We start from the raw sequence: 13,079 nt of genomic DNA, 5'->3' as shown, positions 1-13,079 counted from the left end.
GACAGGATGCCGGCCGAATTCCCAAACCTCAGCGGCCTCAAGCTCCAGCAGGCCATGCCCCAGCCGGGGGACGGCGCGCCGGAGCTCGCGCGGCGGGCGGCGAAGGGGGGGGACGAGCGGGCCCTGCGGAAGGCGAGCCAGGAGTTCGAGGCCATCTTCGTGAACCTGCTCTTGAAGGAGATGCGGAAGTCCATGCCCAAGGGCGGCGTCTTCGAGCGGAGCATGGCGCGGGAGTGGTTCGAGGGGATGCTGGACGAGGCCGTGTCCAAGGAAGTGGTCAAGGGTCCGGGCATCGGCCTGGCGGGGCCCCTCTTCGAGCAGATGCGGCAGGCGGGCGAGAAGGCGGCCGCCCGGGCGGCGGGCGCCCAGCCCCCGAAGACCTTGGCCCCGGCCGGGCCGGAGAGCGAGGAGAAGGAGCCATGACGAAGGCGATTTCGCGCCTGGTCGAGATCCTGGAGCAGGAGGCCCGCCTGTACGGGGAGCTCACGGTCCTGCTGGAGAAGGAGCGGGAGGCCATCCGGGCGCTGGACATGAGCCGCCTCGAGGAGCAGCTCGGCGCCAAGGCCATCCTCATCGGGCGGATCCAGAAGCTCGAGATCGAGCGGGGGAGCCTCGCGGCCACCATCGGCCGGGAGCAGGGCATCGCGGGCGGAGCGGAGTTCCGCCTCCTCGACCTGGTGCGCCGGGCTCCTGCCCCCTGGGCGGGGCGGATCATGGAGGTCCGCCTGCAGCTCCGTGAGGCGGTGGAGCGCGCGAACGAGCACAACGAGGGCAACCGGTTCCTCGCCGAGGGCCTCCTCGGCACGATGAACGGGATCATGGAGCACCTCAAGGAGATCATCTCCGGGCCTTCGGTCTACGGGCGCGGCGGCCGCAAGGGCGCGCCCAGCAAGGCCCCGGGGGATTTCCTCCGGCAAGCCATCTAGGGGGGAATCCCGGCCCCTTCTCCTCAGGGCCGGAGGCAGTTCTCCCTCTCCCTCTGGGAGAGGGCCGGGGTGAGGGTGGACGAGGCGGCGCGAGCAACTTCCCTCACCCCCTTCCCCTCTCCCGAGGGGAGAGGGGAAGGGGCATCGTGAATTCCCTGGCAGCCTTTTGGGCGGGGGCGTGAATCCGCAATTTGGTTCGGTCTTGGGGAAGCGGAGGAGCCGATGGGCCTTCAATCCATCCTGAACCTGGGGAAGAACGCGCTGAGCCAGAATCAGGTGGCCCTTCAGACCATCGCCCACAACATCGCCAACGCGGGCGTGGAGGGATACTCGCGCCAGGAGGCCATCTCCGCGAACACCCCGCCCACCCAGCACAGCTTCGGCTTCCTGGGCACCGGCGTCCGGGTGGAGACCATCCGGCAGGCGGCCGACCGCTTCCTGAACGGGCAGATCGTGAACATCAAGGCCGAGCTGGAGGCCTTCCGCGCCCGGGGCGAGGCCATGCGGCTGGCCGAGACCTTCCTGAACGAGGGCACCTCGGGCACGGGCATCAGCAGCGCCCTCGTGCGCTTCTTCACGACGGCGGAGGCCCTCGCGGCGCGGCCCGAGGGCTCGCCCGAGCGGACGGACTTCCTGAACGCGGCCTCCAACCTCGCCCAGGTGTTCAACACCACGGCCAGCTCCCTCCAGGAGCTCCAGGTGCAGGCCGACCGCGACATCGTCCGGAACATCGCCGAGGTGAACGACCTCGTCGGGCGCATGGCCGACCTGAACGCGCGCATCCAGGTGGCCGAGGCCGGGCAGCACTCGGCCAACGACTTGCGCGACGAGCGCCAGCGGGTCCTGGAGCGCATGAGCGAGCTGGTCGGCGTCACCGCCATCGAGGATCAGGACGGCTCCTTCCTCGTCATCGCGGGCCGGAGCTTCCCGATCGTCCAGAAGGGCGAGGGGGCCAAGCTCAAGGCGGTGGAGAACCCCGACAACGTGGTGGGCACCATCCCCCCCGTCGCCCTGAAGCAGGTGCAGTTCGAGAGCCTGGGCGGGGAGCTCACCGACATCACGTCGCGCATCACGACCGGGCAGATCGGCGGCCTGCTCCAGTTCCGGGACGGCACCATCGGGCGCCTCCTCGACGACCTCAACAACATCGCCGCGACCATCACCAACGAGGTCAACATCATCCACCGCCAGGGCTTCGGCCTGGACGGCAGCACCAATCTCGACCTCTTCAACCCGCTCAAGATCAGCGTGGACCCCTCGGGCACGAACAGCCGCGACCAGGCCTCGAACAACCCGATGGCCCAGGCCGTGCTCTCGGACTCGCGCATCTTCGACCCCACGGCGCTCACAGGGGCGAAGTACACCATCAAGTTCACCTCCTCGACCAGCTTCAACGTCATCGACGCCGAGACCGGCCTCAAGCTCGACGCGACGAAGGTCTCGCTCAACGGCGGGCCCTTCGGAACCGACGCCTCGGTGGTGGACTTCGCCTACTCGGGCACCCAGGTTTCGGTGGAGTTCGAGGGGCTCCGGGTGACCATCCAGAACTTCGCGGGCACACCCCAGAAGGACGACTCCTTCACCGTCTCGGTCCGGAAGGACGTGGCGCGGACCATCGCGGTCAACCCCGTCGTCCTGGGCGACATCAGCAAGGTGGCGGCGGCGGGCATGCCGGGCTTCCCGGCCGACAACACGAACATCCTGGCCGTGGCCGACCTGCGGGGGCGCGCGGTGGCGCAGCGCCGCTCCTCGACCCTCGGCGACAACCTGAGCTCCATCCTCTCGACCTTCGGCACCGAGGCCCGGGACGTGCGGGGGCGGGAGAACCTGACGGAGCAGTTCGCCGACACCCTGAAGGAGGCCCGCGAGAGCGTGGCCGGAGTGTCCATCGACGAGGAGCTGTCGAACATCGTCCGTTACCAGCAGAACTTCGGCGCGACGGCCCGGATGATGTCCATCACCTCGCAGCTTCTCCAGGACATCATCGAGATCGTCTAGCGCATCGCGGGAGGCTGAGGCATGGTGGCTCGGGTGACGGCGGCGCAGCGCTTTTCTGTAGCGCTGCGTAACATCCTGACCAGCCTGGACCGCGTGCAGAGGGTCCAGGAGCAGATTGTCACCGGCAAGCAGCTCCTCCGGCCCTCGGACGACCCGGCGGGCTTCTCCAAGGTGACGAGCCTGCGCGCCCTGATCAGCGACAGCGTCCAGTTCCGCAAGAACATCGACGCCTCGAAGGGCGCCCTGAACGTCACCGACCAGACGCTCGCCAGCATCCGCTCCCTCGTGGGAGAGGCGCGCACCCTGGCCATCGGCCAGGCGGGCGCCCCGGCCGACGCCACCACGCGCGCGGCCACGGCCGCCCAGGTGGCGCGCATCCGGGACAGCATCCTCGAGCTCGCGAACACCCAGGTGGGCGGGCGCTTCATCTTCGCCGGCACGGCCGTCACCACCCGTCCCTTCACCGCGGACGGCGCCTATCTCGGGAACGACGCGGCCCTCCTCATCAACCTGGGCATCGCCAACCCGAGCGCCCTCAACGTGGCGGGGACGGAATTCCTGACGACCGGCCTGAACCCGGACCTCTACCGCATCTCGGCCCTTTCCAAGAGCACGGCGGCCGTCAGCGACCGCTATCTCATCGACACCGCGGGCGCCGACGCGAACAACGCCATCGCCGTCAAATCCTCCCCCTCCGGGACGGTCATCCCCGTCACCTTCGCCGCCGACATGGGGGCGCCGGCGGCCGGCCTGGGCGCCGTGGACCTGAACGTGGCGGGGGGAGGTCTCACTGTGGGGCGCGAGTACGCCTATGTCGTCTCGGCGGTGGACTCGACGGGGGAGAGCATCCACAGCGCCCCCGTCACCCGCCCGGTGGGAGCCGGGAACAACGCGGTCAACTTCTCCTTCGACCGCGTGGCCGGGGCGGTCTCCTACCGCATCTACCGGCTGGACGACACTGAGTACGCGGCGACCGGAGCGGCGGGCCTCGAAGGCACCGACTTCGAGCAGCAGGACAGCCTCATCGGGACCGTGTTCGACCAGGGCCCCTCGGGGCCCGCCAGCTACACCTTTACCGACACCGGCCAGGCCCAGCAGGCGGGGCAGCGGGCGCTCGGCACGTCGAGCGCCTCGCGGACCTTCAGCGGGACGCAGCTGGCCAGCCTGGTCCAGCTCCGCGTCAACAACAGCCTGAAGGAGGTCACGAACGCTACCCGGACCATCCGCATCGTCGAGGGCAACGGCCTGCGCTCGGCGGATATCACCGTCGCCACCGGCCTCAAGACGGGCCTCGCGCTCGCCTCCGAGCTCCAGACGGCCATCAACGCCTCGGCGGCCCTCTCGGGCTCCACGGCGGGGGGCGGCGCGGGCTACACGGTGGCCTACGATCCCTTCGCCGACAAATTCACCATCACGGCCGGCTCGCCCGTCACCGAGATGCAGGTGGACACCGCCCAGGGCGGCCTCGCCGGGCTGATGGGCTTCACGGCCTCCGGGGCGGCGGCCGCCTCGGTCACCTCGGACGCCACGGCCACCGGCGTGAAAGTCGCCTACGACACCGCCAAGGACATCTTCAGCTTCCGGGCCTCGGGCACGGCCCCGGACAAGATCCAGGTCTTGAGCGCCGCGACGAACCCGCTCAGCACGGCGGCGGGCATCCTGGGCTTCACGGTGGACTCGGCCCAGGCGGCGGAAGTGACCTCCAACGTCAAGACCGCCTTCAACATCATCTCGGGGACGAACGACACCTTCTCCGCCCAGGTGGACGGGGGGACGAACACCTCCATCACCATCCTCGCCAACATGGCGGCGCCCGCGTCGGGCCTGGCGACGGCCGAGCTGAACTCCCCCGGCGGCTCGCTTGTGGTGGGCCGGCAATACGCGTACGCCGTTTCCGCCGTGGACGTGACGGGGGAGAGCATCCACAGCGCGCCCGTCACCCGCACCGTCACCGCCGGCAACAATGCCATCAACTTCACTTTCGACCGGGTGCCGGGAGCGGTTTCCTACCGGATCTACCGGCTGGACGACACCGAATACGCGGCGACCGGCGCGGCGGGCCTCGAGGGGACGGACTTCGAGCAGCAGGACAGCCTGATCGGCACGGTCAACGACCTCGGGAACGCCGGCCCGGCCAGCTACACCTTCCTCGACACGGGCCAGGCCCAGCAGGCGGGCCAGCGCGCCCTGGGGACGGCGACGGGGAAGAAGGTGTTCACGGGCGAGGACCTCGCGGGCATCCTCGAGCTGCGGGTCAACAACCAGATCAAGCAGGTGGCCGCGGGCGCCACCTCCATCCGCATCCTGGAGGATGGGGGGGTGCGCTCCGCCACCGTGAGCATCGCGGCGGGCACCAAGAGCGGCTTCGCCCTCGCCACCGAGCTCCAGGCCGCCATCAACGCCTCCACGGTTCTCACGGGGTCCACCTCGGCCACTCCCCCGGGCGCGGGCTACACCGTCACCTACAACGCCGTGGCCGACAAGTTCTCCATCCAGGTGGGCTCCCCCGGCGCCAACGTCGGGGTGGACATCGCGCAGGGCGGGCTGGCGGCGCTGATGGGTTTCACGGCGGCGAGCCCCTTCGCCGCCACGGTCACCTCCGACGCCGCGCGGACGGGGGCCAAGGTGGATTTCAACGTTTCCTTCAAGGACTCCTTCACCGTGTCCTCGCCCGCCCTCGGCGCGGCCTCCTCCATCACCCTCGCCGCTGGGGGCACCGACATCCTGGGCACCCTCAACCTGGCGGCCGGGGCGGGCGCGGCGGCCGACTCCACCCGGCTGGCGGACCTGAACGGCGGGCGGGGCGTCGCGGCGGGCTCCATCTCCATCACCAACCGGGCCGGCCAGACCTTCACCGTGGACCTCTCGACGGCGGTGACCGTGGACGATGTCTTCACCAAGATCGAAGCCACGGCGACCGGGGTGAAGGCCTCCGTCTCGGCGGACGGGAAGCGCATCGTCCTCAAGGACACCAACTCGCCCCAGGTGTCGAACCTCATCGTCCGCGAGGTGGGGACCTCCACCACGGCCTCGGACCTGGGCATCAAGGCGGACGTGCCGGGCGACATCGTGGGGCTGGACGTCGACCCCGCCGTCTCCTCCCGCACCCTCGTCTCCGCGACGCGGGACGGGGCGGGCATCCTCCTCGGCACGGTGGATGTGGGGGGAGCCGAGGTGAATCTGGCGCTCGGCGGGAAGATCACGGTCGCGGACCTCCTCTCGGCCATCAATACCGGAGCGGCGGGGACGGCCGAGGCCTCCATCAGCGCGGACGGGCAGCACCTGCGGTTCCGCTCGCTCGATTCCTCCAAGAGCGCGCTCATCACCGACGTGTCGGGGCGCTCGGCCCAGGAGCTCGGCTTCCAGGGGGCGAACAACCTCCTGGGCCTGCTCCAGACGCTCGAGGAGGCCCTCCTGCGGAACGACGGCGAGACCATCGCCCGCACCCTCGACGTGTTCACCGACGGGCTGGAGCGGGTGGGACTGGCCCAGGTCAAGGTGGGGCAGGTGACCCAGCAGTTCGACCGCTTCAAGGCGCAGCAGGAGGAGGTGCAGGTCTCCTTCACCGAGGTCCTCTCCAGCGTCGAGGACGCGGACATCGTCGAGGCCATGACGAGGTTCTCGATCTTCCAGAACACCCTCCAGGCGGCCCTGGCCTCGAGCGCGCAGATCCTCCAGGTGCAGCTCCTCGACTTCCTGCGATAGGGGGATGACGCCTTGATTGGCCATTTCCTGTCGTTCACCTATGTAGGGGCGAGGCATGCCTCGCCCCTACGGAACAAAGAGCAGGTCCGCCGCTTGGGTCCGGCCGGCCGCCTTGTGCCGGGAGAGGGCGTTGTGTCATCTTTGAGCGCGGTTCCGCCGGCTTCCAGGCTCGGGGCAGGCGCCCGCCGGCCGGCGGAAGAGGGGCCGCGTGCTCATCCTGACCCGCAAGATCGGGGAAAGCATCATGGTCGGCGACCAGGTTCGCGTGGTCGTCGTCGAGGTGAAGGGACGGCAGGTGCGCCTCGGGGTCGAGGCGCCCGGCGACACGAAGATCTACCGCGGCGAGATCTTCGAGCGCATCCAGGAGGAGAACCGCCGCGCCTCTCAGGTGCCGGCCGATGCCCTCAGTAAAGTCTCCAGCCTTTGGTCCCGCATCCGCTCCGGAGGGGGCGGGGATGCGGGTTGAGACGACGCGCTTCGGCGCCCTCGACCTGGCCGAGGAGAGGCTCTACCGCCTCGCCGAGGGCCTGGTGGGCTTCCCCTTGCTCAAGCGCTTCCTGCTCATCGAGAGCGGGGAGGGGGGTCCCCCCTTCAAGTGGTTCCAGTCGGTGGACGAGCCCTCGCTCGCCTTCATCGTCCTGGACCCCGAGTGGCTCGTGCCGGGCTACCGGGCGGAGCTGCCCGCGGCCGCCTTCGAGCGGCTGGGCGCCGCGCCGGGCGAGGCGGAGGCCCTGGCCATCGTCACCATCCCCGACGACCCCCAGGAGATGAGCGCCAACCTCAAGGGCCCGCTCCTGTTCCACCCCAAGACCCGCCAGGGCGTGCAGCTCGTCCTGGACGAGGAGCGCTTCGCCCTGCGCCACCCGATCCTGCCCTCCCTCTCGAAGCGGTAGATCAAGAACAGACCAATAGGCCCTGCTCTGTAGGTGCGATATGCCCCTACGAATTCCCTTCGTCCATTCGATGGATTGTCCCTGAAAATACGTAGGGGCGAGGCATGCCTCGCCCCTACAGATGAAAAGCGGACGACGGGATCCGTAGGGGCGGCCCGCCAATCGCCGCGCTATTTCCCCTCGCATTCGGCCAGCTGCGCCCGGGCGCCTGCGTCATCGGGCCGGAGCTTGAGGAGCCGCCGCCAGCAAGCCGCCGCCTCTTCGTGCCGCCCCTGCCCCTGGAAGAGGGCGGCCAGGTTGCGGTGGGCCTCTGGGTACTCCGGGTTCAGCTCGGCGGCCTGGCGGTAGCTCGCCTCGGCCTTCTCGCCCTTGCCCAGCGCCGCCTGAACGACGCCCAGGTTGTTGTGGGCCTCGGTGAATGCCGGGTGAACGGAGACCGCACGCAGGTAGAGCCTTTCAGCCTCTTCCAGCTGGCCCTGAGCGGTCAGCAGGTTGCCCAGGTTGTTCATCGCGTCCCCGGAGAAGGGATTGATCTCCAGTGCCTTGAGCAGGGACGCCTCGGCTTGCCCCATCTTCCCCTGGGCGTGGAGAACGAGGCCCAGGTGGGCGTAGCAGGGAGCGGAGGCCGGCTTGAGGGCGATGGCTTGGCTCATCAGATCATGCGCCGCGTCGAAGTGCCCCGTCTGATAGGCGATGAGGCCCAGGGAATGGAGTGCGTCCGGATGCTGGGGCTCATGGCGGAGGATGAGTCTCAAGAGCGCCTCCGCGTGCGCGAGCTGGCCGGCTTGATGATGGAGAAGGGCGGCTTTGAGAGCTTCCGGGATGTTCGAGGGGTCGAAGTCCACCTGCACCTCCGCCTCCCCGTGGGCTCCCGCGCCTTTTCGGAGGACATAAATGTGGCCCGCGACGGGATGCTTGCCCTCGACGCGGATGACACACTCCTCGCAGAGAGCCACGGAGAAGCCATGCTTTTCCGCCAGGCAGCCGATGTATCCTTTCGAGTGCGAATAGCGTCCAGACGAGCGGAGGAAGAAGCCCTCGCCGGCGAACGATTCGACCGAGAATGCGAGCAGCCCCCCGTCCTTGAGGGCGCCGTGAGCGGCCCCGAAAACAGGCGCCAGGTCGCCGGCATAGATGAGAACGTCCGCGGCGCACGCCAGGTCCAAGGCTCCCCTTTCGGCGCGGAGCGCGTCCACGAGGTCGCCCGCCGAGAGATGGTCATACACGCCCTTCTCGCGCGCCTTCTCGATCATGCGGGGGGAGAGGTCCACGCCGTCCAGCCGGGCGGCCAGGCCCCGGAACAGGGGGCCGCACAGGCCCGTCCCGCAACCCATGTCCAGCACCCGCCAGGAAGCCTTCTCCACCTTGGCCACTCTTCCAACGGCCTCCCGCAGCAGCGCGGGCGTACGGTAGCGCAGGCTCCCGATCAGATGCTCCTCGAAACGGTCGGCGTAGCTGTCGAAGAGGCTGGCGACGTACGCCTTGGGCGCCGTCTGGGTGGCCTCCCCCCGCAGGGCCGCGAGGACGTGTGAAGCGTCCGGGTCGTCCGGCCGGATGCGGAGGAGGGCCTCGTAGGCCTCGATGGCTTCGGCGTGGCGGCCCAGGCGCTTCAAGACAGTGCCCATGTTCTTGAGGGAGTGGAAATAGCCGGAGTCCGCGGCGAGGGCTTTGCGGAAATAGCCCTCCGCCTCCCGGAAGCGGCCCGAATCGAGGTGGAGCACGCCCATGTTGTTGAGCGCGGCCGCGTGGCCGGGCTGCAGTTGGAGCGCTTTTTCGAAGCACTGGCCCGCCTCGTCGCGGCGGCCCATATGCAGGAAGACCAGCCCCAGGTTGTAGAGGTAGTCGGGGACGTGGGGATTCCGCGCGACGGATCGGCTCTGGAGAGAGAGTGCCGTTTCAAGGTCCCGCCGCAGGAAGGCGGCGACCCCCAGATGGTGCAGCGCGAACGCGCTGTCCGGCTGGGCCTCTAGAATCCTGCGGAGAAGGCGCTCGGCCCCATCGAGATCCCCGGCCCGGAGAAGGCTCTGGGCGTCCTCCTCCAGCTTCGCGGGGGAGGGGGCGGGCGAAGGCTGCGAGCCTGCCTGGGGGCTGGTCCGCGGGGTCAAGGTGGCCTGCTTCCCGGTCACAAAGTGCTCCTTCACGATGGGGGAGCGGAAGGTCCTCTTATTTCATAATCCATGAATTTTCAAGCAATTTTGGTGCCGAGAATTTTCTGGAAAATGACCCGATTTTCCTAACAAATAGTCAGCGAAACCCGGAAATTTTTGCCACGAGAGCGCATCGGGTATTCGTCTTATTATCGTCTTCTGGTTGTCTCCCCTTCCCAAAATCTCTACGGTGGATGGCCCTGCCGCCATGAGCCTTTTCCGGCCCAAATCCCTTCATCCCGGCCCTGTTCTTGTTATTCCGAAGGGCTCGGAATGACAAGATGAATCCGCCGCGGATTGGGACTGCTACCGGCCCGGCAGCGCCTTTTCCGCAGAAATCTTGCCTCCTCCCCTAAAGGTTGAACCCCAGCGTGGCGATAAGGGACCCGTAATCTTGTATGCGGTCCCACCCAAAGAGGAGGAAGGCGAGAAAGAGGTGACGTTCGGCGTAGGAATCAGCTGGAAGAACCGGAAACATCCCGGACGGCGGGCAAGGAAGCCCGCCCTCACCACCATCAAGGAGGATAGGTAGATGGGCCTTCGGATCAACCAGAACATCGCCGCGCTGAACGCGGCCCGGAACCTGCGGATCACGGACGGCTCGATGTCCAAATCCCTCGAGCGGCTCTCCTCGGGCTTCCGGATCAACCGGGCCGCCGACGACCCGGCCGGCCTGATCATCAGCGAGAACCTGCGCGCCCAGGTCGCCGGCCTCGGCCAGGCCATCCGGAACTCCAACAACGCCGTCAACCTGGTCAAGACCGCTGAGGCCGCGCTGGACGAGTTGCTCAAGCAGGTCCGCTCCATCCGCACCCTGGCGCTGGACGCCCTGAACACCGGCGCCTCCGACGCCGTGGCCCGGGCCGCCGACCAGACGCAGATCGCCTCCTCGGTCGAGTCCATCAACCGTATCGCGAACACCACCCAGTTCGGCAAGATCAAGCTCCTGAACGGCTCCTCGGGGGTGCGGGGCTCCACGAACGACGTGGAGCTCCAGTTCGTCAAGGGCACCACCAAGACCGTGGCCGGCACCTTCGACGTGGCCATCTCCCAGGCCGCGACCAAGGGAACCCAGACCTTCACCATCAAGAACGAGTTCGAGACCGGAACCGCCAACGCCGACATCAACCTGGCCGCGAGCGAGTTCGCCTCGTTCCAGGTCGAGTTCGGGGCCTCCACCCTGACCGACGCCGAGCGGGCCGCGCTGGGGCAGTCCCTCGCCGACGCCGGCGTGGGGGACGACTCGACCGTCTCGGGCGTCACGGTCAAGTTCGACAAGACGACCGCCACGGCCAGCGTGGCCATCGACCAGGCGGCGGGCAACTTCACGGCCAACGCCATCGACTCGAAGCTCACCGACGCCCTGAACGGGACCAAGCTGGGCAAGGCCATCGAGTTCAACGAGGACTCGGCCGACGCCGAGAAGTTCAAGCTCTCGGGCCTCTTCGCGGGCCTGGTGTTCGACGTCCGGGACCTCACCATCAACAGCTCCACCGCGGGCGCCGTGGGCGGCGACGGGGGCTTCACGGCCAACACCAACACGCTTCAGGGCAACGCGGCCGTCGCGTTCGCCAACACTGAGACCGGGACCCTCACCATCGACTTCGCCGCGGCGTTCGCCTCCGGCACGCTGGATTCGGCCCAGAGCGCGGCCCTGGGCGCGGCCCTCGCCGCGGCCGGCCTGGCCACCCAGAACAACCTGACGGGAACCGACATCTCCGACCTCGACGTGGCGTTCACCGAGGCCACGGCGACCGCCGTCATCACCGTGACAGCCAACGGCGCGGTCAACGCGGCGGACCTCGTCGCGGCCCTGGCCGGCACGACCGTCGGCCGGTTCGTCCACTTCGCCGACAACGCCGGCAAGCTCGACGTGATCGCCTCCATCGGCGGCGCGACCGTCCAGAGTGGCGGCGCCGCCGGTCAGTTCGGCTTCAACACCCTCGCGACCTTCAACGCGCCGGTGGACCTGGCCTCGACCGAGCGGGCCACCCTGGGCAGCGCGCAGGGGCTGGCCGCGGCCGACATCAAGGTGCTGGGCGAGACCCTCACGGTCAACGACAGCACCGTGGTCGAGATCGCGAGCGGCACGGCGCTGACCTCGGTCGTGTCCCTGATCAACTCGTCCTTGACGGCCGAGGAGATCGAGGCCAAGGCCGCCTTCAAGGCCGACACCGCCTCGAGCGACAAGAACGAGCTCACCGTCACCAACAACGAGTTCGGCTCGGTCACGACCAAGGTCAAGTCCACCAAGGCGGCCGCGCTGCCCTTCCACCTGGGGATCGGGACGAGCAACGTCTCCGTCACCGGGAAGGACGTGGCCGGCACCATCAACGGCGTGACCGCTTCGGGCTCGGGCCAGTTCCTGACGTTGACCTCGGCCGGCGACAACGCCGACGGGATTCAGGTCAAGTTCACGGGCACGGCCACCAAGACGGGGATCAAGGTCACCGCGACCCAGGACTCGCTCGTCTTCCAGGTGGGCGCCAACTCGGGCCAGACCGTCAAGCAGGCCCTCGACGACGTGCGGGCCAACAAGCTGGGCCTCAAGGCCACGGGGCTCCTGACCACGGCCAAGAGCATCTCCGACATCGACGTGACCACGGTGGACGGGGCGAACGACGCGCTGAAGCTGGTGGACGACGCCATCAACCAGATCACCACACTGCGCGGCAACTTGGGCGCCTTCCAGGCGAACGTCCTCGAGTCGAACATCGCGAGCCTGGGCGTGGCCCAGGAGAACCTGGCGGCCGCCGAGAGCTCCATCCGGGACGCGGACTTCGCGGACGAGACCGTGCAGTTCACCCGGAACCAGATCCTCCTGCAGGCGGGCACGGCCATCCTGACGCAGGCCAACGCCATCCCGCAGGCGGTGCTCCAGCTCCTCCGGTAAGGAGAGAGGCCGCATCTAGCAGAAGGCAGTAACAGCGCCTCCGCGGGGGGCCGGGGCCAGGGAGGTCCCGGCCCCCGGGAGGCGGACATCCGGGGGGATACATCATGATAGAAGGCAACGTGATTGCCCCGGTTGCCTCCGGCGAGCCCAGACCGGCACCCACGGTCGTTGCTCCACTCTCCACCGGGGGAGGGCCGCAGGCGGGCCCTCCCGTTCAGCAGAATCCGGCTCCTCCCGTCCAGATCTCCGGGACGGAGGCGAAGGCCCTGGCCAGGGAACTGAGCGAGCGGCTGGACGTGAACCGATTCCGGGTCGAGGTTTCGGTGGACGAGGAGACGCGCTCCTTCGTTTTCTCGATCTATCACAGCGGGACGGGCAAATTGATCCGCCAGTTCCCGCCCGAGGGAATTTTGTTCATGGCCGAGCAGCTCAAGGCGGCCAGCCCGAGCGGCGTTTTGCTGGACGAGCAGGTCTGATCGAGACTCCGGAGTGGCGGGGGCGCCTCCGGGCGCCCCCG

General features: G+C 68.5%; 9 protein-coding genes. 8 read left to right on the top strand and 1 reads right to left on the bottom strand.

The genetic code is table 11. The features are described 5' to 3' along the window. Nucleotides 1–6: 6 nt before the first annotated feature. From HYZ11_15160 to HYZ11_15135, 6 genes are all read left to right on the top strand, one after another. Nucleotides 7–423: a rod-binding protein gene (locus HYZ11_15160; protein ID MBI3128943.1), complete on the top strand. Its 417-nt coding sequence runs from the start codon at nucleotides 7–9 to the stop codon at nucleotides 421–423. Continuing rightward, complete coding sequence (locus tag HYZ11_15155; protein ID MBI3128942.1) at nucleotides 420–926, top strand: flagellar protein FlgN; 507 nt, start codon at nucleotides 420–422, stop codon at nucleotides 924–926. Before HYZ11_15160 ends, HYZ11_15155 begins: the two co-directional genes overlap by 4 nt. A gap of 222 nt (nucleotides 927–1,148) precedes the next feature. After that, nucleotides 1,149–2,924, top strand: coding sequence for a flagellar hook-associated protein FlgK (flgK, locus tag HYZ11_15150; protein MBI3128941.1), 1,776 nt, complete (start codon nucleotides 1,149–1,151; stop codon nucleotides 2,922–2,924). Between the two features lie 21 nt (nucleotides 2,925–2,945). Next, on the top strand, nucleotides 2,946–6,629 hold the full coding sequence (locus HYZ11_15145) for a hypothetical protein (GenBank protein ID MBI3128940.1): 3,684 nt from the start codon (nucleotides 2,946–2,948) through the stop codon (nucleotides 6,627–6,629). Between the two features lie 208 nt (nucleotides 6,630–6,837). Then, nucleotides 6,838–7,095, top strand: a complete 258-nt coding sequence (gene csrA, locus HYZ11_15140) for a carbon storage regulator CsrA (protein ID MBI3128939.1) — start codon at nucleotides 6,838–6,840, stop codon at nucleotides 7,093–7,095. Then, nucleotides 7,085–7,522 (top strand): flagellar assembly protein FliW, encoded by a 438-nt coding sequence (locus HYZ11_15135; protein MBI3128938.1) that lies wholly within the window; start codon nucleotides 7,085–7,087, stop codon nucleotides 7,520–7,522. Before csrA ends, HYZ11_15135 begins: the two co-directional genes overlap by 11 nt. A gap of 170 nt (nucleotides 7,523–7,692) precedes the next feature. Here HYZ11_15135 and HYZ11_15130 read toward each other — a convergent pair whose 3' ends face one another. Continuing rightward, nucleotides 7,693–9,648 carry a tetratricopeptide repeat protein gene (locus HYZ11_15130; GenBank protein ID MBI3128937.1) on the bottom strand — a complete coding sequence of 652 codons (1,956 nt, stop codon included), beginning with the start codon at nucleotides 9,646–9,648 and terminating at the stop codon, nucleotides 7,693–7,695. 553 nt (nucleotides 9,649–10,201) lie between these two features. On the opposite strand from HYZ11_15130, the gene HYZ11_15125 reads away from it, so the two are divergent. Then, the gene (locus HYZ11_15125; protein ID MBI3128936.1) at nucleotides 10,202–12,562 is read left to right on the top strand and encodes a hypothetical protein; all 2,361 of its coding nucleotides are present in this window, start codon (nucleotides 10,202–10,204) and stop codon (nucleotides 12,560–12,562) included. Between the two features lie 104 nt (nucleotides 12,563–12,666). Then, complete coding sequence (locus tag HYZ11_15120; GenBank protein ID MBI3128935.1) at nucleotides 12,667–13,038, top strand: flagellar protein FlaG; 372 nt, start codon at nucleotides 12,667–12,669, stop codon at nucleotides 13,036–13,038. Nucleotides 13,039–13,079: the final 41 nt, after the last annotated feature.

It is taken from the genome of Candidatus Tectomicrobia bacterium (genome assembly GCA_016192135.1).
Lineage (GTDB): Bacteria > UBA8248 > UBA8248 > UBA8248 > UBA8248 > 2-12-FULL-69-37.
This window is presented reverse-complemented; position numbering and strand designations above follow the sequence as displayed.

Bases quoted from the DNA above. Each gene is read 5' to 3' on its own strand.
- HYZ11_15145 (MBI3128940.1), top strand. From the start codon at position 2,946: ATGGTGGCTCGGGTGACGGCGGCGCAGCGCTTTTCTGTAGCGCTGCGT.
- HYZ11_15155 (MBI3128942.1), top strand. From the start codon at position 420: ATGACGAAGGCGATTTCGCGCCTGGTCGAGATCCTGGAGCAGGAGGCC.
- flgK (MBI3128941.1), top strand. From the start codon at position 1,149: ATGGGCCTTCAATCCATCCTGAACCTGGGGAAGAACGCGCTGAGCCAG.
- HYZ11_15160 (MBI3128943.1), top strand. From the start codon at position 7: ATGCCGGCCGAATTCCCAAACCTCAGCGGCCTCAAGCTCCAGCAGGCC.
- HYZ11_15125 (MBI3128936.1), top strand. From the start codon at position 10,202: ATGGGCCTTCGGATCAACCAGAACATCGCCGCGCTGAACGCGGCCCGG.
- HYZ11_15120 (MBI3128935.1), top strand. From the start codon at position 12,667: ATGATAGAAGGCAACGTGATTGCCCCGGTTGCCTCCGGCGAGCCCAGA.
- HYZ11_15135 (MBI3128938.1), top strand. From the start codon at position 7,085: ATGCGGGTTGAGACGACGCGCTTCGGCGCCCTCGACCTGGCCGAGGAG.